Raw genomic sequence first — 26,490 nt, forward strand, 5'->3', positions numbered from 1 at the left:
ATGGACCTGCTCCTCCGACTTCTCGGGACCGCGCTGGTCGCCGTGGTCGTCACGGCCACCGGCCTCGGCGCCCCTGCCCGCGCTGCCGACACCCATGCCGCGTCGATCGCGCACGTCGAGACGACCGGCAAGAAGGTCAGCATCCTGGTCTCGGTGCCCGCCAGCGCCACCGTCGACCTGAGCGGCGTCGGCCTGGCGATCGAGGGGACCGCCGTCCCCGCCCGGGCCTCCCTGGCCGCCACGAGCACCACCGTGCGCCGTACCGCCGTGCTGGCGATCGACACCAGCAACTCCATGCGTGGCCTCCGCTTCGAGGCCGCCAAGTCCGCCGCCTCGGTCTTCCTCGACTCCGTCCCCGACGACGTCTACGTCGGGGTCGTGTCGTTCGCCGGAGACGTCGTCGAGTCGCTGCCCCCCACCCGCGACCGCGACGCTGCCCGGGCCACGGTCAACGCGCTCACGCTGAGCCGCCAGACCCGGCTCTACGACGGGGTCCTCGCCGCCGTCCGGATGGCCGGCAGCGAGGGACAGCGCACGCTGCTCGTGCTCTCCGACGGCGCCGACACCAGCGACACGGACCTAGGCGACGTCACCGTTGCCGTCGCGGACGCGGACGTGCTGGCCGACGTCGTCTCCCTCGACCAGGGCGGCACCCCCGCTCCGCTCCGGGCCATCGCGAAGGCCGGCTCCGGGCAGGTCGTCAACGCCAGCTCGGGCGCGCTGCGTGATGCCTTCTCGGCCGAGGCCGACGTCCTCGCGCACCAGGTCCTCGTGACCGCGAAGCTGCCGGACTCGGTGACCGACAGCGAGGGCACCGTCGAGGTCTCGCTCCCCACCGACGTCGGGACGCTCACGGCGCAGGCGTTCACGACCGTCCGGCCGCCGGCGAAGCCCGCGAAGGGCGCCCCAGCGGTGGCCCCACCCGCCTCGTCCGACCAGGGCTGGGCGGTCCCCGACTCCGTGATGTACGTCGGCATCGGGGCGATGGGCGCCGGGCTGGTCGCCGTGCTCGTGCTCCTCGTCCCGCGCCGCGAGACCGCGATGACCGCCGAGGACCGGGTGTCGACCTACACCGCCCGGCTCAGCCGGCGCAGCCCAGGCGCGTCGTCCGGGGCGCACCGCGTCGACACCGAGCAGGCGCTGGCGCAGGCCACCGAGGCCGCCACCAGCGTGCTGACCCGCAACAAGTCCCTCGAGGAGCGGATCTCTCGCCGCCTCGAGGGCGCGGGCAGCCAGCTGAAGTCCGCGGAGTGGCTGCTCATCCACGTCGGGATCTTCGTCGGCGCCGGTGTCGTGGGACTGCTGCTCGGCACGGGAAGCATCGTGGTCGGCTTCCTGTTCCTGGTACTGGGCGGGCTCGGGCCGTGGATGTTCCTCGGGCTGAAGGCGTCGCGTCGCCGCAAGGCCTTCGGCACCTCGCTGCCCGACACCCTGCAACTGATGAGCGGCTCGCTGTCCGCGGGACTGTCGCTCGCCCAGTCGGTCGACACCATCGTCAGGGAGGGGGCCGAGCCGATCGCCTCGGAGTTCAAGCGCGTGCTCGTCGAGACCCGGCTCGGCGTGTCCCTCGAGGACTCCCTCGAAGGCGTCGCCGAGCGCTTCGACAGCAAGGACTTCGCCTGGGTCGTGATGGCGATCAAGATCCAGCGCCAGGTCGGCGGCAACCTCGCCGAGCTGCTCGACACGGTCGCGGCCACGATGCGCGAGCGCGAGTACATGCGTCGGCAAGTCGCCGCCCTGGCGGCCGAGGGCAAGCTTTCGGCCTACGTCCTTGGCGGGCTGCCTCCGCTCTTCCTGCTGTACCTCGTGATCTCCAACGGCGACTACGTGCATCCCATGTTCGTGACCCCGATCGGTTGGCTGATGCTGCTCGGTGCTGGCGTGTTGCTCTCCGTCGGCGCTTTCTGGATGAGCAAACTCATCAAGGTGGAGGTGTGACGTGGTCCTGCTCTTCGTGATGGGCGTGCTGCTCTTCGTCGTTGCCCTCGTGCTGCTCTCGGCCGCGCTCGGCGACGGGAAGCCGGGCGGTGGGGTGAGAGGGTCGCTGGCGGTCCTCCAGGCGATGACCGACGCGCCCAAGGAGCTGACCAAGGACCTCGACAAGCCGTTCGGAGAGCGGGTGCTGCAGCCGCTGCAGGAGCGAGCCCTCAAGGTCGGCCAGCGCTTCACCGGCGGCGACTCCGCGGAGCGGATCCGCACCAAGCTCGAGCTCGCCGGCAACCCGGAGGGGTGGACCGTCGACCGGGTCGTGTCCGGCAAGGTCATCGGCGCCGTCGCCGGCCTGGTGGTGGCGCTGCTCTTCTCGCTCATGCTCGGCGCTGGCCTGCCGGTGCGGATCGTCGCCGTGCTCGGCGGCTTGGTCGCGGGCTTCTTCGCCCCCAACCTCTACCTCTACCAGAAGGGCTACGACAGGGCCCTGCAGATGCAGCGGGAACTGCCCGACGCCATCGACCTGCTCACCATCAGCGTCGAGTCGGGCCTCGGCTTCGACGCCGCACTTCAGCAGGTGGCTCGCAACACGGAAGGACCGCTCGCCGACGAGTTCGCCCGGGTGCTGCGGGAGATGCAGATCGGTCAGGGACGCTCTGCGGCCCTGCGGGCACTCGCCGACCGGACGACCGTCCCGGACGTCCGGACCTTCGTCAGCGCGATGGTCCAGGCCGATGCCTTCGGTATCCCTATGGGGCAGGTGCTCCGGACACAGTCGAGCGAGATCCGGGTCAAGCGGCGTCAGCGCGCCGAGGAGAAGGCCCAACAGGTGCCGGTCAAGATGACAGTGCCGCTCATCTTCTGCATCCTGCCGTGTCTGTTCGTCGCGGTCATGGGCCCGGCCGTCATCAGCGTCATGCAGAATACGGGCAAGTGACCTCCCACGACCGGCAGTTCCTCCGCCTCAGCGCCGTCGCGCGGGGCTTCGTCCTCGTGGCCCTCGTCGCACCGGTCCTGTGGTCCAGGGACTCGCCTGCTTTGGTGGCGCTCGCCGCCGTCGGCGCCGTCTGGGTCCTGGGAACGCTCGCCCAGGCACGCTCCGGCTGGCCAGTCATGACGACGTCCACGCTCGAGGCGGCGACGATCGGTTCGATCTGCGGCTTCTCGATCCACACCTCGCTCGCCGTGCTCGGTGCCCTCGCGGTCCCCCCGTTCGTCGCCGCCCTCCGGCTGGGGTGGCGCGGGATGCTCCTGGCCCTCTCGGCCGAGCTCGTGGCCGTGGTCGCCATCCCGGTGGCGGCGTTCGGCGCCCTCACCGGTGACCAGGCCTTCGGGGCGTTCACCTGGTGCATGACCGGCCTGGGGATGGGTCTGATCGCTGGGTTCGTCCACGCGACCCTGGAACAGGAGAACGACCCGCTGGCGCCCTACCACTACGCCCAGGCCTTGATCCGCGAGCTCATCGACCTGTCGGGTGGCCTCAGCTCCGGGCTCGAGCCAGTGGCCCTGGGTGGGGTGATCCTCAGCGCGGTCCGCGACGACCTCCCAGCCGAGAGCACGGTCCTCTACGTCCCGCGCGGCGACAGCCTCACTCCCCTGATCACCAAGTCCGCCTCGGACACTGACGCCTTAGGTGGGGCCGCCGAGGAGCTTGCCGTCGAGGCGTGGGCCCTCAGCCGGCCGCTCGTCGACGGCGGGGTCTTCGCGTTCCCGCTGGTCAGCGAGGCGGGCACGATCGCTGTCGTGGCCGGCGTGCTCTCCGACCGCGTCGACCTGAAGCTGATCGCCCTCGAGCAGAAGATCGCAGCGCTCAGCGACCGACTCGCGGCCAGTGCCGTCCACCTCGACACGGCGCTGCTCTTCGCGTCGTTCCGTGACGCGGCCACCGCCGAGGAGCGCCGCCGTCTCGCTCGGGAGATGCACGACGGCGTGGCTCAGGACATCGCGTCCCTGGGCTACCTCGTCGATGCGCTCGCCGCGCGGGCGGGGTCGCCCGAGCAGGCCGCGCGGATCGCGGTGCTGCGCGAGCGCATCACCGCCGTCGTCGCCGAGGTACGGCGCTCGGTCCTCACACTGCGCACCACAGTGGGGACCAGCGAGAGCCTCGGCACCGCCATCGGTGCCATCGCGCGCAACCTCACCGAGGTCTCCCACGTGCCCATCCACGTCACCCTCGACGAGCGCACCACCCGGCTGCGGCCCGAGGTCGAGGCCGAGCTCTTCCGGATCGCGCAGGAGGCCATGACCAACGCGGTCCGGCACGCGCACGCGACGCGGATCGACGTGCACTGCCAGGTGCACGCCCCGGCAGCGACGATCACCGTCACCGACGACGGCCTGGGCCTCCAGCAGGCGCGCAGCGACTCCCACGGCCTCGAGATCATGCACGAACGGGCCCTGCTCATCGGCGCGCACCTCACGATCACCGACCGCGAGGCCGGCGGAGCAGCGGTCACGGTGCGGATTCCTGAGCAGAGCGGCGATCCATCGTCGGTCGGCAGCGACAACGATGCGATAGTGGGCGCATGAGCAACCCGACCAGCGTGCTCCTCGTCGACGACCACCAGCTGATCCGCGACGGTCTGGCCGGTGTCTTCGACCTTGAGGACGACATGACCGTGGTCGGCGTCGCCGGGAGCGTCGCCGAGGCCCTGGCCAAGTACGACGAGCTCGAGCCGAGCGTCGTCGTGGCCGACCTGCAGCTCCAGGACGGCACCGGCCTCGACATCATCCGGGCGATCCGCCGCAAGAGCCAGACCACCGGACTGGTCGTGCTGACCATGCACTCGGGCGATGAGCAGATCTTCGCCGCTATGGAGGCAGGCGCGTCGGGCTTCGTGGGCAAGGACGCCCCGTCCGGCGAGGTCGTGAAGGCAGCTCGCCATTCGGCGGTCTCTCCCCGCTCGTTCGTCTGCGCCGGCCTGGTTGGCGCCATGATGCGTCGCACCGCCGCGGGGTCCACGAAGCTCTCCGAGCGCGAGCACGAGGTGCTGCTGCTGCTCGCCGACGGGCTCGGGGCCACCGCCATCGGCGAGAAGCTCTTCATGAGCGAGTCCACGGCCAAGTCGCACATCGCCCGGATCTACCAGAAGCTCGGCGCCAGCAACCGCGCCCAGGCCCTCGTCACCGCGATGCGGATCGGGCTGCTGTCCAGCGTGCGCCAGACCAACTCCTGACCCTCGTCAGCCCGCGTCGTTCGTGGCGGCGGGGTAGTCCGAAGTGACTACCGGGCTCGACACGTCCACCCGGTCACCCACAGGCCCCGATCCGTGAGGCTAGGGACGCGCGAGACTCCCCCCGTCTCGCAGTGACCTGGGACCTCTAAGGGAGACTCAAAATGGTGGACTACCTCCGCATCCTGCTCAACGCCCGCTTCGCCAAGATGGAGGAGCGCGGCGCCTCCGCCGTCGAGTACGGCCTGCTCATCGCCGGCATCGCCGCCGTCATCGTCGCTGTCGTCATCGTCCTCGGCGGCAAGATCAAGGGCGCGTTCACGGACACGTGTAGCGCGATTAGCGGTAGCGGCAGCTGCTGATCCGAGCACACGATCCGGCCGCGCGTCCACGACGCGCGGCCGGTTCTCATTTCGCCTCAGCGATCGCGATCCGCTGGAGGGTGGTGGGGTGGCTGCCGAACCAGAACTGCGACCAGGCGGGTGGCGTGGGGTCGGCCAGGGCCCGCAGCGACAGCTGCTCCTGCATCGCGACGAAGGCATCGGGGTCGTGGGTGGCCTCGAGGGCCGCGACGTCGGCGCGGGTCTCGATCTGGCGGCTGATGCCGTTCTCCACGGGGCTCGACAACAGCGTCCCCAACGCGACCAGGGCGAGCAGCAGCGGCACCGTCGCCGGGTCGCCCACTCCCCCGCGCCGACCGCGCCGCTGTGTTCCGACCAGCAGGCCGAGCAGGCCCACCCCGAAGACCGCGCCGGCAGCCCCCAGCGCCGATCCGGTCAGCACGTCGTTGTGGCGGGCGTGACCGATCTCGTGAGCCACCACGGACAGCGCCTCGTCCTCCGGCAGGTCATCCACGAGGTTGTCGTAGACGACGACCCTGCGGGTGTCCCCGAAGCCGGACACGTAGGCGTTGAGCGTCGTCGTACGGCGGGAGGCGTCCGCGACCAGCACGTCGTCGACGTGCACGTGCTCCTCGTCGGCCAGCCGCAGGATCTGGGTCCGGAGCGTCCCGTCGGGCAGCGGGGTGAAGTGGTTGAACAGCGGCTCGACCAGCACCGGGTAGACGTAGGAGCCGGCCAGCACCAGGACGGCGAGGAGCCCGCCCGCGACGGCGGGCCAGCGTCGACGCCAGCGACGGGCACAGGCCATCACGAGCAGCAGGCCGAGCGAGGTCGTCACGACCAGCACGAGCTGGCCGACGACCAGGTCGTAGGCGAAGCCCGCCCACGACTGGTGGGACAGGCCATAGTCACGGACATGGACCCTCAGGGCGACCGCGAACGGGAGGGTGACGACCCGTCCGATCACGGCCAGCGCGGCCACGAGCAGGACGGTGCGGACCCACCAGGGCCCCGGCATCCGCCGGGCCAGGCCGGCGCCGCGCCGGGTGAAGCCGAACCAGGCCGCAACGCCGAGCGAGACCGCCAGAGAGCCCCAGCTCCACACCCGCGCCCAGCGCGAGAAGTCCTCGGCCCGGTCGATCTGCGACGGCGTGAACACCGAGGAGGCCGGGACCGGGGCAGGCATGCCTCCGGGGACGGGGTGCCAGGGCACCAGCCACGCCGCCAGCGCGACGAACGCGACCCCGCCGACGAGCGTCACGACCAGCGATGTCCTGCGGGCGGGGTCGGTCACGCCGCCAAGTGTGACAAACGGGCCCGCCACTGGGCGGTCAGCTCGCGTTCGGTCAGCCCGAACTCGCGACGCAGCGCCGTGCCGAGCGGTGTCCCGCCGTCCACCTCGCGGTAGAACCGCACCAACGCAGGCTCTCCACCGTCGGCCGCGAGCACCGTGCACGCAAGCCAGGCGCTTTCGTACGACGCACCGAGGTGCGAGGCGGTCGTGTCGAACTCCGCGGGACCGGGGAGGTGGCCCGGAGGCCCGTCCTTGCGGACCTCCCTGATGATCTGGGAGGCGGTGGTGGTGATCGGCAGCGGTACGTCGCGGAGCGCGACGTAGTCGGCGAAGCCCTCGAGCAGCCACAGCGGCGTCGCGCTCGTCGCCGCCCCGGTCGCCACGTGGACCGCCTCGTGGCTCATCACGACCTGTGCCCCCTGCGGCTTGAGCCGGTCGAACACGTCGGGGTTCACGAACACGTGCACGGGTGCGTCCGGAGCCTGCGAGCCGTCGGTGGTGGTCGTGACGGCGGCGATGTTGGAGTACTGGCCGGGCTCGGCGGCGAGAACCCGCGCCAGGTCGTCCAGGGACCTGGGCACCTCGACGACCAGGCCGGCGTGCCAGCCGGGCAGCACCCGCCGCACGACCGGGACTGCGGCCGCAGCCCGCTTGGCGTAGGCGTCGGCCTCGGCGGCCGAGCCGTCCACCGCCACCAGCGTCGAGGCGGTACGACGGACCTCCAGGCGGTCGCCGAGCCACAACGGGCTCTGCCGACCGCCGCCACCGATCGCGGCGAGGCCGATCCGGTCGCCCTCGTCGACGAAGTGGAAGAGCACCTCCGTGCGGGCCTGGGTGGCGTCGAAGCCGGCGAGCCGCCAGGTGGTGTCGACGGCGGCCTGCCAGGCACCGTCGGCCGCGAGGGCGCCCTCCTCGTCGACATAGCGGAGCGTGAAGTCGCGGACCCGGAGATCGTGGGCGTTGTCGACGACGGCGGCGAGCAGGTCGCCCGCGTGCTCGTCGCCGGCCGGCGCCAGCGCGCGCGCTGCCGCCGGGTCGTCGTTGGTCACTGCCGCTTCGAGGCGGTGCAGCGCTTCGGTCGCCAGTGCCGGGTCGACCCGGTGCGCGGCCCGGTCCGGCGCGGGAGCGACGTACTCCGAAGGGGCCAGGACGTGCCAGGCGAGGAGTCCGACGACCACCAGCAGGGACAGCGAAAGGCCGGCCACCCACCAACGTGGGCGACCGGCCTTCGAGGTCGGAAGGTCAGCCAGGGCGGACCGCGCCGACGTACGGCATGGTGTGCAGGCCGGTCACCTTGACACCGGCGGAGGGGTTCTCCGCGTTCACGATGAGACCGTTGCCGATGTACATGCCCACGTGGCTGATCGGGCTGTAGTAGAACACCAGGTCGCCCGGCTGCAGGTCGCTCTCGGCGATGTGCGGGCCGGAGCTGTACTGGGCGCTGGAGGAGTGCGGCAGGGCGACGCCGGCCTGCGCCCAGGCCATCATGGTGAGGCCGGAGCAGTCGTAGGCGTCGGGACCCGTGGCGCCGTAGACGTAGGCGTCGCCGACCTGGGCCATCGCGTAGTTGAGCGCGGCCGCGGCACCGCCGGAGGCGGAGACGCTGGGGAGGCGCGAGGTGTCGCGGGACAGCAGGGCCTGGCGCTGCTCGGCCTGGAGCTTGCCGAGCAGGGACTTCGCCTCGTTGAGCTTGTCCTCGATCGTGGCCTTCTCCTTGGCCAGCTTCTCCTTGGTGGCCGCGATCTCGGCGGAGCGCTTCTCGTAGGCCTCGCGGCGGATGTCGAGCGCCTTGACCTCGGTCGAGTAGTCCTCGAAGAGGCTCGACTGGAGGTCGTTGAACGCCGACATCGTGGAGAGCTTGGAGAGGAAGGCGCTGGGGTCGTCGGAGACGACGACCTGGCCGACGGAGTTGAGGCCCTCGCCCTCGTACTGGCGCACGATGGAGTCCTGGACCTGCCCCTGCACGACCGACAGCTTGGCGTCCTGGCGGTCCTGGTCGGCCTTGAGGGCCTTGAGGTCGCGGCTCAGGTCACGGAGCTGGATCCGGGCGTTGTTGTAGCGCTCCGACGCCTGCTCGGCCACGTGGTAGAGGTGGTCGACGCGCGCCTGGACGTCGTCGATGTTGGGCTCGGCCTGCGCGGGCGAGGAGGGGATGACGCCGACGGTCGCGGCGAGCGCGATCCCGGACATGGCAGTGATGAGTCGCTTCCGACCGTGGTGCACGAGCGGGAGGTCTCCCTTGCTGTCGTACGCCTACCGGGTGAGCTGACGGATTCGGGCACGACTTGCCCTACCCCCACTCCTCGGCGACACCTGCGTGTCCCCGCCTTGTGAGGGATTCACCCCAGATGTGGTGGTTCCCCGGCTCCAGGACCACCCGAATGGTCCCGGACTCAGCGCGGTGCCCGCGCGGACCCGAATGATCCACTGCCACGGACACCTGAGCCACCGAGGTTAGTGGCGAGACGGGCGCGGGTCCAAACTTTCGGCACCATGTTGCCAACGTGTTCAGGGCCACGCCTGACTTTTTGCAGGAGCTTCGTCACATCCGTCACACGCGTCCCGTGGGTCACGCGGACTCCACGTCCCGGGCCGTGACGGGCTCCACGAGTCGGAGTGGTGGGACGAGCCCACCCTGGGCCAGGACGTCGAGGGCGCGCCGCTCGTCGTCGTCGAAGGTCAGCTCGGGGGGCGGGCCGAGCAGCACGGTCACCACGCAGTCGTGGCACGCAAGCCCACGCACCACGCAGGTGTCGCAGTCGATTCGCGTCGTCATGCCGGTGACGCTGTCAGCGCCCACCGACATTTCTCACAGGGGCGCCGGCTCGCGGCGTGTCGGCGTGTCGACGGCCGGCTCGGCAGGCCCCCGCCCCCGCACCACGAGCCACGCCGAGAGGGCCCACACGAGGTCGGCCACGGTGTGCAAGGCCCGGGTCAGCAGGGCGACCGCCGTGGCGGCGCCCACGCCCATCGAGGGCGCCATCAGCGCGACCATGGTGACCTCCCGGGCGCCGACGCCGGCCGGTGCCAAGACGACCGCCACGCCCACGGTGTAGCCCACGGCGAAGGCTCCCGCCGCCACGCCCAGCAGCGGCCAGCCCGGGTCGGGCGAGAGCGCGACGATGGCGCCGGCGTAGCAGCCCCAGGTCACGCCCATCAGCGCCACGAGCACGGCCACGTCGAGCCACGAGAGGCGCAGCGACTCCCCCGGGCCCGCGACGAACGAGCCGAGCCGGTTGACCAGCGCCGGCGCCATGGCCACCACGCACGCCACGAGCCCGAGCACGACCAGCCAGTCCGGGACGTGCAGCGCCCAGGAGCCGGCGAGGGTCACGGAGCCGCCGAGGAGGCCAGCAGTGGCGAGGTTGACGCCCAGGAACGTCATCGAGGTGCCCACGCTGCAGCGCAGGGGGACGCCGTACTTCCGGGCGAGGCCGGCGTGCGCGCTCACCGACCACACCGAGCCGGGGATGTACTTGCCGAGCTGGCCCACGAAGAAGACCGCGCGGCCGTCCCAACCGGGCAGCCGGTGCCCGAAGCCGGCCAGCAGCCGCAGCCAGGCGACGCTGGTGGCCAGGAGCCCCACCAGCACCAGCGTCGAGGCGACGAGCACTCCCGTGATCGACGTACGGGCCAGGCCGTGCCGCAACTCGTCCCCGCGGTCGTGCAGCCCCCACCAGGCGAACGCCACCACGAGCAGGAGGAACAGCACCCGCGCGAGGTTCATCGCGGGCTTCAGGGCGGGGTGGCGGTCGCTCATCCGGTCCTCAGGGAGATCAGCGCCGTCCGCGTGGGGTAGGGCAGCGACGGGGTGAGCCCGCGGGTCCAGGTCACGTCGATCCGGTCCCCCTGGGCGGCCACCGCGTGGCGGTAGCGCGCCCGGTCGACGTTGTCGAGCACGATCAGGCCGTCCGGCGCCAGCCTGTCGACGGCCTTGTCCAGGCACGCCTCCCGGGCCCGGCCGTCGATGACGATCAGGTCGAGCGGACCGGGGACCTCGTCGATCGCGTCGACGTAGTTGGTGAAGTCGAGGTCGGCGAAGCCGGGCTTGCCCGAGGGGATGCCCCCGGGCCAGGCCGGTCCCGGCGGGACGGCGACGAGCCGGGCGTTGTCGGGCAGCACCGGGGCCATCCGGTCGGCCCAGGCCAGGTCGTGCTCGACGCTGACGACCGAGGCGGCCCGCCGCCCCAGCCAGGCCGTGGACGCGCCGGAGCCCCACTCGAACGCCGCGGCGCACGGCCTCCGCCGCAGGAACTCCTCGACCTCGTCGGCGGAGCGGAACGTCCACCACGGGACGTCGAGGGCCAACAGGTCCTCGAGGTCGTAGATGGAGAACCACGACCGGACCCAGAGCGCGGCGCGCGAGCGGTGCGCGAGGAGGTCGAGGAGGTGCAGCACGCCGAGGACGCCGAGCACGGAGCGTGCGGCGCGGACCAGCGTGACGTAGGTGCGCTTCACGAGGGGGCCCTTCCGTCGGTGTGGCGGGAGGTCAGGTCGAGCGAGAGGAGTCGCGGGTCGCCGGCGGGGTCGGCGAACCCGACGACCACCCGCCGCTCGCCGTAGGCGGCCACGGTCGAGGCGGGCACCGTCGCGGTGAGGCGGTCGCCGTCCCGGCCCGTCGCGACCGTCTCGCCGTTGACGGTCAGCCGGAGGCCGGCGCCGTCGAGGACCCGCGCGTGCAGCGTGAGGTCCCCGTGCCAGTCGGTCGGTAGCTGGACGCCCACGGAGGCCGACGACCTCGCCACAGCGATGCCTGGCTCCCCGTGGCGGTAGCTCCAGCCACCCAGCAGGTACGACGACCCCTCGCCCGCGCCGTCGAAGGACAGCCCTGCGGCCGGGTAGGGCTCGAGGGCCAGGTCGCAGGTGGCGACGTAGGACATGGTCACCGGGCGCCAGATCAGCCAGCGGGTGACCCGCGCGATCTCGGTGCAGTTGTCGGCGATCGTCGACGTCCCGGTCTGGACGGCGAGGAAGCGGGTCGGGCCCCCGTCCCACGAGCCGGTACGGAGGTCGTCGTACGGCGCGAGGGGGCCGATCGGATCGGTCGCGCAGTCGTCGTGGCTGTCGTTGCTGAACCGCAGGTAGCGACCCTCGTCGTCGGTCAGCGGCGAGCACGTGACCCAGCCGTCCGCCGGGATCTCCGGCGCGAGCTCGCGGACGCTGGTGCGCCAGTAGTCGGTCGGGATCTCGGGGATCGAGGAGACGTGTGTCGCGACGACGTTGGCGAGCGCCGTCGTGGTGCCGTAGTTGTACGGGAACATCGCCAACTGCGACGCCATCGGTGCGACGAGCGCGAGACCCACGGCTCCCCCGGCCGCCATCCGGAGCCCCCGGCCACGCTCGGCAACGGCGGCGAGCAGGGCGGCCGTGCCGACCGCCGCCAGCACGGCGAGCGGAGGCGCGGCGAACAGCAGCTGCCGCAGCCCGTTGTAGAGGTTGGACTGACGCACCGAGGCCAGCACCGGCAGCGCGAAGCCCTGGAGCAGGACGAGTGCGAGGGCGGCGTACGCCGTGGTGACCTCCGTGCGCTGACGGACGATCCTGAAGGCCGCGACGAGGGCGCCGACCGCGCCGAGCACGAGCAGGAGGGACGGGACCTCGACGAGGAGCCACAGCGGGACGTACCACCAGAAGCCCACGTGGCCGCCGAAGCGCGAGGACTCCAGCGCCGAGTCCAGCAGCAGCGTCACCGGCGTGCTGAACGCGGCGGGGTAGACCGCGAGCAGCACCAGGAAGCCCGCAACCCCCGACACCACGATGACGCCGAGACGGGGCACCCGGCCCGACCTCGCCAGGGCGAGCACGCCGGCTCCGGCGAACGCGAGCGCCAGCCCGGGCCAGATGCCCGGGCGGGTGCCGACGGCGAGGACGAGGCCCGACAGCGTGACCGCTCCGCCGAGCGCGAGGCGCCGAGGCGCGCGCGATCCCACCACGAGCGCCAGCCCGAGCGTCGCCAACGTGTAGCCGGTGGCGACCGGCACGTCCTTGACGTTGAACATCGACTGCCCGGTCCACAGCGGCAGCGCCACCAGGAACGCCGCGGCCACGAGGCCCCACCGCCAAGATCCGAGCACCAGGCGGGTGAGCGCGGCGGCCGCGGCGATCCCGACGGCGGAGATGAGCCCGACGCCGACGTGGCGCAGGGCGAACGCCTCGGGGGACCCGGACACGAGACCGCTGCCGTCGACACCCCACAGCAGCGTCCACGCGTGCAGCAGGATCATCGCGACCGGGGCGTAGACGTAGGCTTGGTCCTCCCACGGCCCGGGGTGGTCACCCTGGAGGTCGCCGTCGAGGAGGTACCAGCCGGGGCCGAGGAAGTTGCGCATCCGCAGCACGTGGTACGTCTCGTCCCAGGAGACCCCGGTCCGCAAGCCACCGACGAAGACCATCGCGAGACCGGCCACCACGGCCAGCCCGGCGACGACCAGGAGCGGCCGCGGGAGCCGCGGAGGGGTCACGTGCGCTGGCCCAGCCCGCGGTTGCGGGCGTGGACGACCATCTCGGCAAGCAGGCCGAAGAGCGTGAGCTGGAGGCCGACCATCACCATCAGCACGCCGGCCATGAGCAGCGGCCGGTCGCCGATCGGCTGGCCGGCGAGCTTCACGACCGTGAGGTACATCAGCGAGAACATCCCGAGCACCAGGCTTGCCGCTCCCACCGCGCCGAACAGGTGCGAGGGGCGGTGCTCGTAGCTGAGCAGGAAGCGGACCGTGACGAGGTCGGCGAAGCCACGCCAGAAGCGGGCGAGGCCGTACTTGCTGGTGCCGTGCATGCGCTCGTGGTGGAGCACCGGCACCTCGGCGACCTGGTAGCCCATGCCGTGGGCGATCACGGTGAGGTAGCGGTGCATCTCGCCGTACAGCATCGGCGAGACGTCCTCGGCCACGGCGGCACGCATGGCCTTGAAGCCGGAGTTGAAGTCGCGGCCGGGCGCCCCGGACATCAGACCGGTCACCCGGTTGTAGACGCGCGACGTGTGCCGCTTGACGAAGCGGTCGCGCCGGTCGAGGCGCGCGCCCGTCACGAGGTCGGCGCCGTCCTCGATCCGCTCGAGGAGGCGGACCAGCTCGGCCGGGTCGTCCTGGCCGTCGGCATCCATCATCACGACCACGTCGGCCCCGCCGTCCAGCGCGCGCCGGAAGCCACGCTGCAGGGCCGCGGCCTTGCCGAGGTTGTGCCGGAGCGTCTCGAGGCACACCTCGGGGAGCTCGGTCATCAGCTCGGCGACCACCTTGCTGGTGTCGTCGCTGGAGCCGTCGTCGACGACAAGCACGCGTCCGCTCGGGTCGAACGTCGCGAGCTCCGCGACGATCCTCGGGACGAGCACGGCCAGGTTGTCGGCCTCGTTGAGCGCGGGTACGACCACCCAGAGCACGACGTGCTCCCTTCCGTTCACTGACCAGGTCCCCGGCAGCGTGGCGGGCAGGGGTGAACGGACAGTGAGCCACGCGTGGCCTGCCCGTGGCCGTCCGGAACAGGTCCGGTTCAGCGACCGAGCAGGTCGGCGAGGCGCAGGGCCTCGACCGTCCGCGCTCCCGCCCGGCGAGCGTGTGACGCGACCTCACCGTCGCTGGACGCCACGACGATCACCCGGCCGGCTGGCTCGGCCTCGACGAGGTCGTGGATCACGTCATCGGCGATCACGCCCTCGGGACTGAACAGCACCTTGATGCCGCGCGGCACGTTGACGACCGGGCGTGCGGTCGAGGCCGCTGCGTCGAAGACGACGGTGGTCTCGGCGCCGGTCCGGGCCACGAGGGGCGCGAGCGCGTTGACGAGCCGGATCCGCTGGGCCTCGAGCGACGAGCTCGGCCACGCGGACTTGCTGACGTTGTAGCCGTCGACGATCAGCCGGGCGCGCGGCATCGCGAGCAGCTGCTCGAGCACGGCGGCGCTCATCGGCGCCTGGGTGCCGCTCGGGGTGCGGGCCGCTGTCGCGCTCTCGACCTCCGACTCGACGCGATCACCCGGCGCCCCCGAGACGGCGGGGAGGCCGAGCTCGCGGCGCAGGCCGGATGCGGCGTCGATGACGGTGTCGAGGAGCAGCCGGGCGCGGAGCGTCGCGTCGTCCCGTTCGGACCGGGCCGTACGCCGCTCGGCGGTCGCCTCGCTCTCGAGCTGGGCGACCTGGGCACGGAGGCGGCGTACCTCCTTCTCCTGGGCGGACGTGGCAGCGTCGGCGGCGGCCCGCAGCTCGTCGAGGTCCTTGAGAGCAGCGTCGAGCTCGGCCTTCGCGGTCTTCTCCGTGACGCGCGACTCCCCCAGCTTGCGCCGCAGGGAGGCGTTCTCGGACTTGTACTCCTCGACCTGCGCGCGGTGTCGCTGACGCAGGTCGCGCACCGCCTGCTCCGCCTCGACGGCCCGATCCCGCAGGCGGTCGAGCTCGCCCTGGTCGACGCGGGTGGCGACCTCGGCGTCCGCGAGCTGCGCCGCCGCGCGCTTGACCACGAGCTCCCACCCGTCGGGGCGGACCAACCACGCGAAGGCCGCCGTCTCGGCCGACGGGACGTCCAGGTCGGGGGCGATCCGCGCCGACAGCTGCGTCGCGACGCGCTCGCGGAAGTCGTCGTCCGCCTCGAGCGCCTCGGCGATGGCGCCGCCACCCAGCTTCGCCCGGCGTGCAGGGGCGAACGTCGCCACGCGGCGGAGCGAGGCGGGGAGGCGTACGACGGAGGGCAGGACGTCGGCCGTCAGGCCGACGACGCGCGTGCGCACGCCCTCGGGGAGGTCACCCAGCGTCGGCTGGATCTGCTCGGTCACGGCCGGCCCGTCAGCTCGCCGCCGGGTCGTCCACCACGGCGTCGGTGCGGGAGACGGTCTCGATCGCGTCGCTGCGTCCGCACCACCGGCAGGTCACGGACTCGACGGTCTCGTCGCGCACGTCGGTGTCCTCGATCCGGTGGTCGCCCCCGAGGTCGAAGTGCCAGTACTCCGTCGTACGCCGCGTGCGGGTCACGTCGAAGCGCGTCAGGTTGCCGCAGCCACCACAACGCCAGCGGTGGCCCGCGTCGGGGATCACGGGGCTCACGAGGGCTCCTTCGGACGGGTCTCGGGGCTCGGACGGGTGCCCACAGCCTAGTTCCGCGCGCCGCACGCGGATTGTCGGCGCCCACATCTAGCGTCGAGGACATGAGCAGCGGCGTTCAGGGTGCGCCTTCCACGTGGGAGTCGCAACGCAGTTTCGACGAGCTCGGGCGCCCGCTGCGCGACATCACGTTCTGCGTCGTGGACCTCGAGACCACGGGCGGCTCCGCCGCGGGTGGGTCGATGATCACCGAGATCGGCGCCGTCAAGGTCCGGGGCGGCGAGATCCTCGGCGAGTTCCAGACGCTGGTCAACCCGCGCTCGGAGATCCCCGCGTTCATCGCGGTCCTGACCGGCATCACCAACTCCATGGTGTCCGATGCGCCCCCGATCGAGTCGGCGCTGCCGGCCTTCCTGGAGTTCGCGGCCGGCACGGTGCTGGTGGCCCACAACGCCCCCTTCGACGTCGGCTTCCTCAAGCACTTCAACGAGCAGCAGGGGCGCGCCTGGCCGACCTTCGAGGTGCTCGACACGGCCAAGCTGGCCCGCCGCGTGATCACCCGGGACGACGCCCCCAACTGCAAGCTCTCCTCCTTGGCCAAGGTGTTCAACTCCCAGACGACGCCCAACCACCGGGCCCTCTCGGACGCTCGGGCCACGGTCGACGTGCTGCACGGGCTGATGGAGCGCCTCGGCGGCCTCGGGGTGCACACCATCGAGGAGCTGCAGACCTTCTCCGCTCGGGTCAGCACCGCCCAGCGACGCAAGCGCCACCTCGCCGAGACCCTCCCCCACAAGCCGGGCGTCTACCTCTTCCGCGACGACCGCTCCCGTGTGCTCTACGTCGGCACCTCCCGCGACCTGCGCACCCGCGTCCGCTCCTACTTCACTGCGTCGGAGACCCGGTCCCGGATGGGCGAGATGGTGGGGCTGGCGTCGACCGTGACCGGCATCGAGTGCGCCACGGCGCTCGAGGCCGAGGTGCGCGAGCTGCGGCTGATCGCCGAGCACAAGCCGCGCTACAACCGGCGCTCGCGCTTCCCCGAGAAGGTCCACTTCATCAAGCTGACCCGCGAGCCCTGGCCGCGTCTCTCTCTCGTGCGCCGGGTCCTCGACGACGAGGCCGACTACCTCGGACCGTTCTCCTCGAAGAAGACCGCCGAGAAGTGTCTCGCGGCCCTCCACGAGACGTTCCCGGTGCGCCAGTGCGCGGACCGGCTCGCGATCCAGCCCTCGCGCGCCGCGTGCGTGCTGGCCGAGATGGGGCGCTGCCTGGCCCCGTGCGACGGCAGCGTCGACGCCACCACCTACGCCGCCGTGGTCCGCCAGCTGCGCGACACCCTGCTGCGCCGACCCGACGAGGTCGTGGAGGCGATCAACGTCCGGATGGCGGCCCTCGCGGCCGACGAGCGTTTCGAGGAGGCCGGCATCCATCGTGACCGGCTCGCCTCGTTCATCCGGGCAGCGGCCCGCACCCAGCGACTCTCCGCGCTCACCGGTTGTCCGGAGGTCGTCGCCGCCCGGCGCGAGGACGACGGTCGTTGGGCCGTGCACGTCGTCCGACACGGCCGTCTCGCCGCCGCCGGGATCATCCCGCCGGGCGCCGACGCCCACCAGTACGTCGTCGAGCTGCGCGCCTCGGCCGAGACGGTGACCGGGGCGCCGGGGCCGGTGCCGGCCGCGACCGCCGAGGAGACCGAGAAGGTGCTGCGCTGGCTGGAGTCTCCCGGCGTCCGCCTCGTCGAGGTCGACGGCGAGTGGACCTGCCCCGTGGCAGGGGCGACCCGGCATCTCGCGCTCCACGACGCGGTCAACCAGTCGCGAGTCTCGCTGGTGCCCTTCGACGACCGGCGTGACCTGTCGCCGGTGCACCAACCGGCCCGATAACCTCACCTCCATGATCACCGCCATCGTCTTCGTCAAGGCCGACGTCGCCAGCATCCCGGAGGTCGCCGAGGCGATCGCCGCCATCGAGGGCGTCAGCGAGGTCTACTCCGTGACCGGCCAGATCGACCTGATCGCACTCGTCCGGGTCCGCAACCACGAGGACGTCGCGACGGTCGTGGCCGACACCCTCAACAAGGTCCCGGGTGTCACGTCGACGGAGACCCACATCGCGTTCCGCGCCTACTCCAAGCACGACCTCGAGTCGGCGTTCTCGCTGGGACTCGACTGACCTCCCCGGCGCAAGGCAAGGGCGTGAACTGCCACACCGGCGGTCGGGCCTGAGCTGCTGGCCAGCAACAATCCCGTCCCTGCGGACGGGGCCCAGGCCAGCACCAGCACCGTCGCGCAGAGGGCTACCAGCCAACCCATAGTCGCCATCGCATGACGGTCGTCCGCGACGAGTGCCAGACCGGACAGCACCAGCATGACCAGACTGACAGCACCGGCGGCCAACAAGGCGACGTCAAACCTGGAGGTGCTGAAGTCCGGGCCAAGGATTACCTGGATTGCGGTCGGCCCCACGAACGCTGCCCCGGCCACCGCTGCCCCGCCCACGACCAGGGAGACTCTCCACCACCGCCACACAGTGGTGACGCCACCGCCAGTCAACAGCATGCCCATCAGAACCGGCCGGTAGCCGTAGACGATTACGAGTACAGGCGAACGGACAAGCACCAGTGCGGCCAACAGGACGCCGGCACGCTCATCCAGCCCCTGACGGGTCTGGAGTGCGAGGAGCAGGGGCAGACCCGTCACGAGAAGTGCGGCACTGCCCGACGCAAGCATCGCCGCGGCCCCGCGAACCGCAAGCCCCCCGAACTTGTCGGTCCCTTCGGCCGACCATGCGCCCCTCACGTGCCTGCTCAATGACAGAGGGAGCCAGGCAAAGGTAGCGGCCCCGATCCCCCACGCCAGCGCGGAGTCGCTACCGTCGCCGAGCATCACGGCCGCAGCAACCCCCAGCCCGCGCAGCGCAGCATCGGCGATCAGCAGCGCGGCCAGTGTTCCCCAAGCCCCGCGCGCACCGAGGACGCCTGCGAGAGCTGTGAGCACGCACAGACCGAGTAGCCCTGTCATGAGGCCAAGCGCCGCGGTTGGATCGAGTTGGGTCTGGTCTGGAAGTGACCAGGCGAACGCCAGCACGAGCAAGCTCAGAGGGGCTCCGACAAGCACCGCACGCGGGACCAGCCCCGAGCAACCCTCCGCACCAGCGGCCCGGGTCGCTGAACGCATGACCTCCTGCTGCAGGCCCGCATACGCACCACCCACACCGAAGAAGACGCCCCAGAGCACGGCGAAGTCTGCATAGGCGCTGGGCCCCCCGCTGCGCGCCACCAGGACGAGCGTCGCCCAGCCCAGGAGGCCGGTCAGTACGCCCCCGAAGGCGGGCCACGCCAACCGACCGCGCTTGGCCGCAAGGCCTGTCTCAGCCATCGCCGCCGGGGCGGCGGAAGATGGCCGAGTAGGCCAGTGACGGCTTTGCCGGCGCAAACCCCACGAAGTCTTCCCGCGGCCAATGCGTGTTGGTCAGGGCCGATGCATAGGGTTCACGGTCGACGTCGTCAACCAAGAGCAGGCCGCCCGGGCGGACCTTCGACCTGGCCGCTGTCACGCATCGGGCGCGCTCGCGGCCGTCGACGACCACGAGGTCGAAGTAGCCGTCTGGATAGTCGTTGATCGCCCCGACGTAGGCGGCGTAAGCATCGGCGGATGACCGCTCGATGAGGGTCCACTGCTCGGACGACACAGCGACTGTGAGGGCGTCTGTCCAGCCGTGGTCGTGTTCCACAGTGACCACCTCGGCGCCACGATCCAGGAACCACAACGTCGAACCGCCACCCCCGTACTCGAACACTCGCGAGCCGGCGCCGATGACCTCATCCAGCCGATCGATCAGGGCAAACGGGAGCCAGGGCAGACGCAGGGTCAATGTGCTTCGACCACGGGTCGCGAGCAGTCGATGGAGATCACGACCTCGACCCGGTTCGAGCACGATGTCGCGCGCGCTGCGCCCGATCAGCCTCACCTGATGGGCGAGCATCCGCGGGGTGACCTTCACGTCATGTCTCCTCGGTGGTTACCGGACCTCACGGGCTTCGAGAGCAATCGAGCGTATGCCTCACGCATGACGGGCTCCGGGAGGCGTCGGAACGCCAGCCGCAAACAGAGGTTGGCGACCATCCGTGGGGTGCCGATGATGCCGTAGTCACGCAGACGGTGCTGTAGATCCCACTCGAGCCGCGTGAAGTCTGATGCGGATCGGCGCCCACGCATCGCGGCTCCCGCCCGAAACAGGACCAACGGCTCGGCGAGGTTCATCATCCGCGCCCCCCGTCGAAGCATCCGTGCGAACAGGTCGTAGTCCTGCATGTAACGCAGGTCCGGGTAGCCGCCTGCCGCGAGGGCGTCCTCTCGTCGGAAGATGGAGCTCGGATGATTGATCGGATTGTTGACACGCATCCGACGCGCGATCTGAGCATGCGAGAGCGGGGCCGGACGCAGGGCGATGGGGTGGTGGGGGTCGTCAACGAACTCCAACATCGCGGTTCCGCACACGTCCGACCCGGTGGATTCCAACGCGCGAACCTGTTGCTCGAAGCGATGCGGAAGGGACACGTCGTCCGAGTCGACCTTGGCGACCCACGTGCCGGAGGCGGCAAGGAGTCCTGCCTGGTTCGCCACTCCGGCGCCACGGTTCACTGGTAGCGCGATGCGAACAAGTGGCAGCCGGTCCGCTCGGACGTCCAGGGCCACACGGTGAGCCCTCGATACCGGCCCGTCTTCCACCACAACGACCTCGTCAGCTGGCATGGACTGGGCGATCAGGCTGTCCAGCGCAGCCTCCCAGTGCTCAACGGCGACGCCTGCATGAACGGGAATGAGCGCCGAGATGGCGACCGCCTCAGCCACGCGCGACGCCTCGCATGAGGCCGGCGAACCCAACCCAGGCAATCGCCATGAGCGCTCCAACGACAACGACGGGAGGATGCACCCAGTGTGAATCGCCACTCGAGACGCCGCTGGCGAGTTCCTTGCGCAGAACGCCCACGACGCTGATCACCTGTGCGGCGCCCAACAGCACCACACCGAGTAGGGCCAACCTGTGTTCGTCACTTGCCCGGGCCGCGCGGTGGTCCATCGTGAGGCCGGCGAGGAGCAGGATCCCCATCACAAAGGGAAGCTCGTAGCGGCCTTGCCAGATCGCTCCACGCGTGCTCAATGTTGCAAGCGTCAGGACCACCGGCAAGACCATGGCGACCACCACCGCCGCAAGGACCGGCCAGCGTCTGCGCCCGCGCCCCTTCACAAACGTTGCAAGCAACATTCCTATTACTACGACGAGCACCATCGGGTAGACCGCCGTCGGCGCGGGCTCGTCACGGAGGGGAAACGCTCCGACGATCTGAAGCATCCACACCGGGACCTGAAGGGCGTCGGTCCACGAGGCTCGGACGTCATGGACGGAGCCGACGGTCCCCAACGAGTCGGTCCCTGCATGCACGACGTACGAACTGGAAGTCACCGCCCAGGCGACCGCCGCCGCCACGGACGAGACGACCAGGGCACCGGCCGCCGTGAACACGCCTGGCCGGCTCCGGACCAATTCCACTGTCTGTCGCATTCCCTCGTAAGCGGCAGCGATGAGCACGATGAGGACTAGCCAGAGCGGGCCGAGCGTGCGCAGCAATGCCAGCGGTATCGCCGCCGACGTCGCCAGCACCACGAGCCCGGTGATCTCACGGGGCCGCCGCCCGGGCACCCCGAGCGCGAGCAACGCGGACCACAGGACTAGGCCCGCAACCATCTCGGGTGCGTTAGGGGCCACAACGACGGATGAATAGACGACGGTGGGTGTCAGGGACGCGAGGAGCCCCAGCACCACCCACCTGGGCGTCGAGGTGGCACTGCGCAGCAAGGTGAGCGAGAGGGCGATCCCCAGGGCGCAGATGAAGGCGCTGGCCGCCCGCATCGCATAGAGGGCAGTGGCCCCGCTGAACGGCTTCGCGACGGTCCCCACGACCCAGTAGTAAAGGGGGTTGTAGTTCCCCGCACCAGTGGCAACGGTGACTGTGTCGGCCGACACCCGGGAGATCGGGTTGCAGTTGTCCGGGCCCGTGTACTTGAGTGCCGAGCATTGGTCGTGAGCGGCTGCCACGAGATCGGCCGGTACCGCAACGACGAGCCCACGACCGTCTGATGCCTCCTGGGTGAGTCGCCATTGCCCATTCGCCACACCAGCAGCACGGAACACATGATCGAACTCATCGCTGCCGCGGAACGGCGGGAGGGCGAACACCCAAGCCACTTGGGCAATCAGGACCCCAACCAGCATCAAGAGCCCGTGGCGCAGCCAGCTCCTCACGTGCAAAACCTGCCCTTCACGCCTACCCGTGCCCGACAGTCAACCACTCGTCCGCGACTCCAGCGCGCGCCCTCGCCGAGTCTCCACCGAACAACCCGGACGCATGGCTCACTTGGACTACCGGCAGATCCCGAAAGGTTGGACTTCCCGCGCACCCCTCGCCCACACACCTCGCGGTGCGTGAGGATGCTCGGGCACGCTCGGGCGGCAGACAGGGAGGAACCCGTGAACGATCGCGTCGTCGTGGTGATCCCGGTGCACAACGAGTCGTCGGTTCTGGGTGCCGTACTGACGGAGGTCCTCGCCGAGTTCCGTCACGTCGTCTGTGTGGACGACGGCAGTCGCGACGGCTCGTCGGAGGTGGCGCGTGGCCTCGGCGCACATGTGGTCCGGCACGCCACGAACCTCGGGCAGGGAGCGGCCCTCGAGACCGGACTCCGCTACGCAGTCTCCACCTTCGACGTCGAGTACGTCGTGACATTCGACGCTGACGGCCAGCATGCCGCCGCCGATGCCACCGCCATGGTCGCGTTCGCGCGCGAGCATGGCTTACAGGCCGTGTTGGGATCCCGATTCCTCGGCACGGTGAGCGGAGCTCCCCCTCTTCGCCGTGCCCTGCTTCATGCCGCTGTCCGGTTCACGCGTATGACCTCCGGCCTCACAATCACCGACGCCCACAACGGCCTGCGGGTGCTGCATCGCGACCTCGCCACGCACGTCAGGCTGCGGATGCACGGAATGTCGCATGCGAGCGAGATTCTCGGGCAAATAGCGCGCGGGGGCTGGCGGTACGCCGAGTTCCCGGTCTCCATCCGATACACGGACTACTCCCGGAGGAAAGGACAGCCGGGCTACAACGCGCTCAACATCGCCTTCGACCTGGCCCTCGACCGGCTTCGGACCGCAGCATGATCATCAAGGTGCTGCTCCTGGCTTCGCTGGGTTCTGCCGGCCTCTTCGTGCTGCGCGGTCACCGCAGTGCGCTGAACCTCCTAGTACGCCGTGCCCTCACCCTCGGGGCGATCGCCTGCGGAGGACTCGCCGTACTCTTCCCCTCAGCCGTGACCCGGACAGCCGAGCTGGTCGGCGTCGGCCGGGGCACTGATCTAGTTCTGTACGTCCTTTGCGTGGCCTTCCTTTTCGTGTCCACCTCGCTCTACACGCGTCACACCGACATGCATGACCGCTTCGTCGAGCTCACGCGCCAACAGGCGCTGCTCGAAGCCGAGCTGGTCGGCCTTCGCGAAGTCCTCGCCGACGCCTCGGACCGCCATGTTTCGTCTCAACAGAGCGGACAGCACTAACCTTCGCCCGGTGACTTGGCTCGACAACCACTGGCTCGACATCGTCGGCTGGGGCGGCAGCGCCCTGCTGGTCTTCTCGCTGCTCCAGGCCCGCGTGCTCCGCTTCCGGACCCTCAACCTGGTCGCCTGCGTGATCCTGCTGGGGTTCAACGCCGCGATCGGGGTGTGGCCGATGGTCGGCATGAACGCCGTCCTCGCCGCGATCAACATCTACTTCATCGTCAAGCTGCTCGGCGAGCGGCATGACGACGCCGTCTTCGAGGTCATCGAGGTCGGCGGCCGCGACGAGTACCTCCGCCACGTGCTCCGCGTCCACGGCGCCGACATCCTGCGCTTCCAGCCCGACTTCGTGTGGGACCCCTCCGACGAGCACGGCCACGCCTTCATCGTCCTCAAGGGCGACGAGACCGTCGGCGTCGTCCTGCTCGAGCAGGACGGGGGCGCGGCTCGGGTGCTGCTCGACTACGTGACGCCCCGCTACCGCGACTTCTCCCCCGGCGAGTTCGTGTGGCGCCGCAGCGGCGTGCTGAAGGACCTCGGGTTCGCGCGGGTCGTGACCTCGCCCCACATGGTCGGCGCCTACTACGACCGTCTCGGCTTCCGCCGCGACGGGGAGTCCTACGTCCTGGACCTGTGACCTCAGCTCGCTGAGGCGGCGATCCAGCGGTCGAGCGTGGCGAGCGCGGCACCGGAGTCGATCGACTCCCGAGCCCGCTCGATGCCGGCGGCCAGGTCGTCGAGCACCGTGGTCGGCGACTCCTGGTGCACGGCCAGCGCGGCGCCGGCGTTGAGCAGCACGGCGTCACGCGGGGCGCCTGCCTCACCCTCGAGCACCCGGCGTACGACGGCGGCGTTGTACGCCGTGTCGCCTCCCCGCAGCGACTCGGCGGTGGCCCGCGCGATGCCCAGGTCGGCCGGGTCGATCGTCGTGGCGGTCACCTCGCCGTCGCGGGCGATCCAGACCGAGGACGTCGTCGTGGTGGTGAGCTCGTCGAGCCCGTCGTCCCCGTGGACGACCCAGGCGGACTGACCGCGACGGGCGAAGACACCCGCCATGACCGGGGCCATCCGGACGTCGGCGCACCCGACCGCCTGCGCCTGCGGCCGGGCCGGGTTGGCCAGCGGCCCGAGGATGTTGAAGGTGGTGGCGATGCCCAGCTCGCGGCGGGGTGCGGCGGCGTGCCGCATGGCCGGGTGGAAGGCGGCCGCGAAGCAGAACGTGATGCCTGCCTCCAGGGCGATCTCGGGGACCCGCGACGTGGGCAGGTCGAGGCGCAGGCCCAGCGCCTCGAGGACGTCGGCGGACCCCGACGTCGACGACGCGGAGCGGCTGCCGTGCTTGACGACGCGTGCGCCCGCGCCGGCGGCGACGATGGCGGCCATGGTCGAGATGTTGACCGACATCGACCTGTCACCGCCGGTGCCGACGATGTCGAGGAGGCGTCCCGGGACGTGGCAGGGCGTCGCCTCGGCGTACATCGCATCGACGAGCCCGAACACCTCGTCGAGCGTCTCGCCCTTCGCACGCAGCGCGACCGCGAAGCCGGACACCTGCGCGGGCGTCGCGCCGCCGGCGAGGATCTCGCTCATGGCCCAGGTGGTCTGCTCGGACGTCAGGTCCTGGCGCGCGACGAGCGTGGTGAGGACGTCGGCCCAGGTGAAGGTCACGGGACCGGCGCCGATCAGCGGGTGGCGGGGACGCGCGAGCGCAGCAGGCCCACGACCGTCTCCGCCAGCTGGATCGGGTCCAGCGGGTGGGGTACGGCGGCCTCCGCGCGCGACCAGGTCGCCAGCCAGGCGTCCTGCGGCCGGCCGGTCAGGACGACGACCGGCGGGCAGTTGTAGATCTCGTCCTTGAGCTGCTTGGCGATGCCCATGCCCCCGGCGGGGACCGCCTCGCCGTCGAGGATGGCGAGGTCGACGCGACCGGCGTCCATGTTCTGGAGCACGACGGGCTCGGTCGCGACCTCGATGTACTCGACCTCGGGCAGGTCGGGGTGAGGGCGACGGCCCAGCGCCAGGATGACCTGCTGGCGCGTGTTGACGTCGTCGCTGTAGACCAGCACCTGGAGCGGCTTCGCGGGAGAGTCAGTCACGGCGGCGATGCTACCCGTCGAGACCGCTGTCCACGGGCGGGGTCGCCGACTGGGCCGCCGCGCGCGCCGCGCGGGCCTCCAGCAGGTCGAGACGCCGGTCCTCCCGGGCAGCCTCCTTCATCGAGGACCGCACCCACTGGGTGAACAGCACGCCGAAGAAGACGAGCCCGATCAGGTCGCCGGATCCCCACAGGATCCCGCCGGCCAGGTGCTGGTCGTCGTGCGGGTCGGGCAACCAGGCACCCATGGGGCCGTCGTGGAGGTCGGGGTACCAGCTGCCCCCGATCAGGTTCTCCTGCCCCATGATCGTGACGCCGAGGAAGGCGTGGAACGGCAGCGTCAGGACCGTGAGCAGCACCCGGAAGGGGTAGCCCACGCGACCCGGCAGCGGGTCGATCCCCATGAGCGGCCAGAAGAAGAGCGTCCCCACCAGCACCAGGTGCACGTGCATCATCTCGTGCACGAACGTCGAGTGCAGGGAAGCGGCGTACCAGCCGGAGAAGTAGAGCGCCCACGGCGAGACGACGTACAGCAACAGCGTCAGCGGCGGGAACGACAGCACCGTCGCGACCCGGGAGTGGAGCACGGCGAGCAGCCAGCGCCGCGGCCGCGGCGGGAGGGTGCGCAGTGCGAGCGTGATCGGCGCCCCCAGAGCCAGCGCGAGCGGCACCAGCATCGACAGCACCATGTGCTGGACCATGTGCACGCTCAGCAGCGTGAGGTCGTAGGTGCCCAACCCCGACGACGTCGCGACGTAGAACGACCCCATCCCGGCGACCACGAACGCCAGCGTCCGGCCCACCGGCCAGTGGTCGCCGCGGCGTCGCATCGCGGCCACCCCGACGAGGTAGAGACCGGCCACCCAGACCGTGATCACGAGGGGCAGCGGCTCCAGCGACCACGCCGTGAAGACACTCCCCAGCGTGAACCTCGGGAGGCTCTCGGAGGCCGTCAGGGCGAGGGAGAAGGAGGGGTCCAGCACGCTGTGAACTTTATGACGCGCCAAGTGAGGGGGT

Annotated in this window: 27 protein-coding genes and 1 riboswitch; of the genes, 10 read left to right on the top strand and 17 right to left on the bottom strand. The window is 70.9% G+C overall.

Annotation, left to right across the window (positions count from 1 at the left end):
* The 5 genes from FB382_RS11335 to FB382_RS11355 all read left to right on the top strand — a co-directional run bounded on the left by FB382_RS11335 (nt 1) and on the right by FB382_RS11355 (nt 5,464).
* Nucleotides 1–1,938: a type II secretion system F family protein gene (locus FB382_RS11335; RefSeq protein ID WP_182539209.1), complete on the top strand. Its 1,938-nt coding sequence runs from the start codon at nt 1–3 to the stop codon at nt 1,936–1,938.
* 1 nt (nt 1,939) lies between these two features.
* A complete protein-coding gene (locus FB382_RS11340) occupies nt 1,940–2,866 on the top strand; it encodes a type II secretion system F family protein (RefSeq protein WP_182539211.1) in 927 nt (308 codons plus the stop codon).
* Complete coding sequence (locus FB382_RS22545) at nt 2,863–4,458, top strand: histidine kinase (protein ID WP_182539213.1); 1,596 nt, start codon at nt 2,863–2,865, stop codon at nt 4,456–4,458. The genes FB382_RS11340 and FB382_RS22545 overlap by 4 nt, the downstream gene beginning before the upstream one ends.
* The gene (locus tag FB382_RS11350) at nt 4,455–5,105 is read left to right on the top strand and encodes a response regulator transcription factor (protein WP_182539215.1); all 651 of its coding nucleotides are present in this window, start codon (nt 4,455–4,457) and stop codon (nt 5,103–5,105) included. The genes FB382_RS22545 and FB382_RS11350 overlap by 4 nt, the downstream gene beginning before the upstream one ends.
* Nucleotides 5,106–5,266: 161 nt before the next feature.
* Entirely contained in the window at nt 5,267–5,464 is a 198-nt protein-coding gene (locus FB382_RS11355; RefSeq protein ID WP_182539217.1) for a Flp family type IVb pilin, read from the top strand.
* 46 nt (nt 5,465–5,510) lie between these two features.
* Here the strand turns inward: FB382_RS11355 and FB382_RS11360 are convergent, their stop codons facing one another.
* From FB382_RS11360 to FB382_RS11405, 10 genes are all read right to left on the bottom strand, one after another.
* Nucleotides 5,511–6,737, bottom strand: a complete 1,227-nt coding sequence (locus FB382_RS11360; protein ID WP_182539233.1) for a M48 family metalloprotease — start codon at nt 6,735–6,737, stop codon at nt 5,511–5,513.
* Entirely contained in the window at nt 6,734–7,942 is a 1,209-nt protein-coding gene (locus tag FB382_RS11365) for a hypothetical protein (RefSeq protein ID WP_182539235.1), read from the bottom strand. Before FB382_RS11365 ends, FB382_RS11360 begins: the two co-directional genes overlap by 4 nt.
* Before the next feature lie 37 nt (nt 7,943–7,979).
* Entirely contained in the window at nt 7,980–8,927 is a 948-nt protein-coding gene (locus tag FB382_RS11370) for a C40 family peptidase (RefSeq protein ID WP_220481327.1), read from the bottom strand.
* A gap of 45 nt (nt 8,928–8,972) precedes the next feature.
* Nucleotides 8,973–9,146: riboswitch (cyclic di-AMP (ydaO/yuaA leader) on the bottom strand.
* Between the two features lie 160 nt (nt 9,147–9,306).
* Nucleotides 9,307–9,513 carry a hypothetical protein gene (locus FB382_RS11375; protein ID WP_125038686.1) on the bottom strand — a complete coding sequence of 69 codons (207 nt, stop codon included), beginning with the start codon at nt 9,511–9,513 and terminating at the stop codon, nt 9,307–9,309.
* 33 nt (nt 9,514–9,546) lie between these two features.
* A complete protein-coding gene (locus FB382_RS11380; protein WP_182539238.1) occupies nt 9,547–10,497 on the bottom strand; it encodes a lysylphosphatidylglycerol synthase domain-containing protein in 951 nt (316 codons plus the stop codon).
* The gene (locus tag FB382_RS11385) at nt 10,494–11,195 is read right to left on the bottom strand and encodes an O-methyltransferase (protein ID WP_182539240.1); all 702 of its coding nucleotides are present in this window, start codon (nt 11,193–11,195) and stop codon (nt 10,494–10,496) included. Before FB382_RS11385 ends, FB382_RS11380 begins: the two co-directional genes overlap by 4 nt.
* Nucleotides 11,192–13,198, bottom strand: coding sequence for an ArnT family glycosyltransferase (locus tag FB382_RS11390; protein ID WP_182539242.1), 2,007 nt, complete (start codon nt 13,196–13,198; stop codon nt 11,192–11,194). Before FB382_RS11390 ends, FB382_RS11385 begins: the two co-directional genes overlap by 4 nt.
* Nucleotides 13,195–14,136, bottom strand: a complete 942-nt coding sequence (locus FB382_RS11395; protein WP_182539243.1) for a glycosyltransferase — start codon at nt 14,134–14,136, stop codon at nt 13,195–13,197. Before FB382_RS11395 ends, FB382_RS11390 begins: the two co-directional genes overlap by 4 nt.
* An 89-nt stretch (nt 14,137–14,225) precedes the next feature.
* Nucleotides 14,226–15,500, bottom strand: coding sequence for an NYN domain-containing protein (locus tag FB382_RS22860; RefSeq protein ID WP_182539245.1), 1,275 nt, complete (start codon nt 15,498–15,500; stop codon nt 14,226–14,228).
* A gap of 10 nt (nt 15,501–15,510) precedes the next feature.
* Nucleotides 15,511–15,768: a hypothetical protein gene (locus tag FB382_RS11405; protein WP_125038692.1), complete on the bottom strand. Its 258-nt coding sequence runs from the start codon at nt 15,766–15,768 to the stop codon at nt 15,511–15,513.
* 101 nt (nt 15,769–15,869) lie between these two features.
* On the opposite strand from FB382_RS11405, the gene FB382_RS11410 reads away from it, so the two are divergent.
* Nucleotides 15,870–17,651 carry a DEDD exonuclease domain-containing protein gene (locus FB382_RS11410; protein ID WP_182539247.1) on the top strand — a complete coding sequence of 594 codons (1,782 nt, stop codon included), beginning with the start codon at nt 15,870–15,872 and terminating at the stop codon, nt 17,649–17,651.
* 10 nt (nt 17,652–17,661) lie between these two features.
* Nucleotides 17,662–17,940: an Lrp/AsnC family transcriptional regulator gene (locus FB382_RS11415; RefSeq protein WP_125038694.1), complete on the top strand. Its 279-nt coding sequence runs from the start codon at nt 17,662–17,664 to the stop codon at nt 17,938–17,940.
* Here FB382_RS11415 and FB382_RS11420 read toward each other — a convergent pair.
* The 4 genes from FB382_RS11420 to FB382_RS11435 form a co-directional block, all read right to left on the bottom strand.
* On the bottom strand, nt 17,892–19,004 hold the full coding sequence (locus tag FB382_RS11420) for a hypothetical protein (RefSeq protein WP_182539249.1): 1,113 nt from the start codon (nt 19,002–19,004) through the stop codon (nt 17,892–17,894). The genes FB382_RS11415 and FB382_RS11420 overlap by 49 nt on opposite strands.
* A 133-nt stretch (nt 19,005–19,137) precedes the next feature.
* Nucleotides 19,138–19,770: a class I SAM-dependent methyltransferase gene (locus tag FB382_RS11425; protein ID WP_182539251.1), complete on the bottom strand. Its 633-nt coding sequence runs from the start codon at nt 19,768–19,770 to the stop codon at nt 19,138–19,140.
* Nucleotides 19,767–20,621 (bottom strand): glycosyltransferase, encoded by an 855-nt coding sequence (locus FB382_RS11430; RefSeq protein WP_182539253.1) that lies wholly within the window; start codon nt 20,619–20,621, stop codon nt 19,767–19,769. The genes FB382_RS11425 and FB382_RS11430 overlap by 4 nt, the downstream gene beginning before the upstream one ends.
* Nucleotides 20,614–22,074, bottom strand: a complete 1,461-nt coding sequence (locus tag FB382_RS11435) for a DUF2142 domain-containing protein (RefSeq protein WP_182539255.1) — start codon at nt 22,072–22,074, stop codon at nt 20,614–20,616. The genes FB382_RS11430 and FB382_RS11435 overlap by 8 nt, the downstream gene beginning before the upstream one ends.
* A gap of 225 nt (nt 22,075–22,299) precedes the next feature.
* Here FB382_RS11435 and FB382_RS11440 point away from each other — a divergent pair, with 225 nt between their 5' ends.
* Genes FB382_RS11440 through FB382_RS11450 form a run of 3 tightly spaced genes read left to right on the top strand, consistent with a single transcriptional unit; the run spans nt 22,300 to nt 24,015 of the window.
* Nucleotides 22,300–22,986: a glycosyltransferase family 2 protein gene (locus FB382_RS11440; RefSeq protein ID WP_343055570.1), complete on the top strand. Its 687-nt coding sequence runs from the start codon at nt 22,300–22,302 to the stop codon at nt 22,984–22,986.
* A complete protein-coding gene (locus FB382_RS11445; RefSeq protein ID WP_182539257.1) occupies nt 22,983–23,378 on the top strand; it encodes a DUF2304 domain-containing protein in 396 nt (131 codons plus the stop codon). The genes FB382_RS11440 and FB382_RS11445 overlap by 4 nt, the downstream gene beginning before the upstream one ends.
* A gap of 10 nt (nt 23,379–23,388) precedes the next feature.
* Complete coding sequence (locus tag FB382_RS11450; protein WP_343055571.1) at nt 23,389–24,015, top strand: hypothetical protein; 627 nt, start codon at nt 23,389–23,391, stop codon at nt 24,013–24,015.
* Nucleotides 24,016–24,017: 2 nt separating this feature from the next.
* On the opposite strand, the gene trpD is transcribed toward FB382_RS11450, so the two are convergent.
* The 3 genes from trpD to FB382_RS11465 are packed head-to-tail and all read right to left on the bottom strand — an operon-like array spanning nt 24,018 to nt 26,456.
* Nucleotides 24,018–25,046 carry an anthranilate phosphoribosyltransferase gene (gene trpD, locus FB382_RS11455; RefSeq protein ID WP_343055572.1) on the bottom strand — a complete coding sequence of 343 codons (1,029 nt, stop codon included), beginning with the start codon at nt 25,044–25,046 and terminating at the stop codon, nt 24,018–24,020.
* A 14-nt stretch (nt 25,047–25,060) separates the two neighbouring features.
* The gene (locus tag FB382_RS11460) at nt 25,061–25,474 is read right to left on the bottom strand and encodes an Rv3143 family two-component system response regulator (protein WP_221767661.1); all 414 of its coding nucleotides are present in this window, start codon (nt 25,472–25,474) and stop codon (nt 25,061–25,063) included.
* 10 nt (nt 25,475–25,484) lie between these two features.
* On the bottom strand, nt 25,485–26,456 hold the full coding sequence (locus FB382_RS11465; RefSeq protein ID WP_182539261.1) for a cytochrome c oxidase assembly protein: 972 nt from the start codon (nt 26,454–26,456) through the stop codon (nt 25,485–25,487).
* Nucleotides 26,457–26,490 lie beyond the last annotated feature (34 nt).

It is taken from the genome of Nocardioides ginsengisegetis (genome assembly GCF_014138045.1).
In the GTDB taxonomy this organism is placed as follows: Bacteria; Actinomycetota; Actinomycetes; order Propionibacteriales; family Nocardioidaceae; genus Nocardioides; species Nocardioides ginsengisegetis.

What these genes read in the sequence shown, in the direction of transcription:
- FB382_RS11370 (WP_220481327.1), bottom strand. Translation starts at nt 8,927, where the DNA reads ATGTCCGGGATCGCGCTCGCCGCGACCGTCGGCGTCATCCCCTCCTCG.
- FB382_RS11445 (WP_182539257.1), top strand. Translation starts at nt 22,983, where the DNA reads ATGATCATCAAGGTGCTGCTCCTGGCTTCGCTGGGTTCTGCCGGCCTC.
- FB382_RS11350 (WP_182539215.1), top strand. Translation starts at nt 4,455, where the DNA reads ATGAGCAACCCGACCAGCGTGCTCCTCGTCGACGACCACCAGCTGATC.
- FB382_RS11380 (WP_182539238.1), bottom strand. Translation starts at nt 10,497, where the DNA reads ATGAGCGACCGCCACCCCGCCCTGAAGCCCGCGATGAACCTCGCGCGG.
- FB382_RS11375 (WP_125038686.1), bottom strand. Translation starts at nt 9,513, where the DNA reads ATGACGACGCGAATCGACTGCGACACCTGCGTGGTGCGTGGGCTTGCG.
- FB382_RS11335 (WP_182539209.1), top strand. Translation starts at nt 1, where the DNA reads ATGGACCTGCTCCTCCGACTTCTCGGGACCGCGCTGGTCGCCGTGGTC.
- FB382_RS11355 (WP_182539217.1), top strand. Translation starts at nt 5,267, where the DNA reads ATGGTGGACTACCTCCGCATCCTGCTCAACGCCCGCTTCGCCAAGATG.
- FB382_RS11415 (WP_125038694.1), top strand. Translation starts at nt 17,662, where the DNA reads ATGATCACCGCCATCGTCTTCGTCAAGGCCGACGTCGCCAGCATCCCG.
- FB382_RS11410 (WP_182539247.1), top strand. Translation starts at nt 15,870, where the DNA reads ATGAGCAGCGGCGTTCAGGGTGCGCCTTCCACGTGGGAGTCGCAACGC.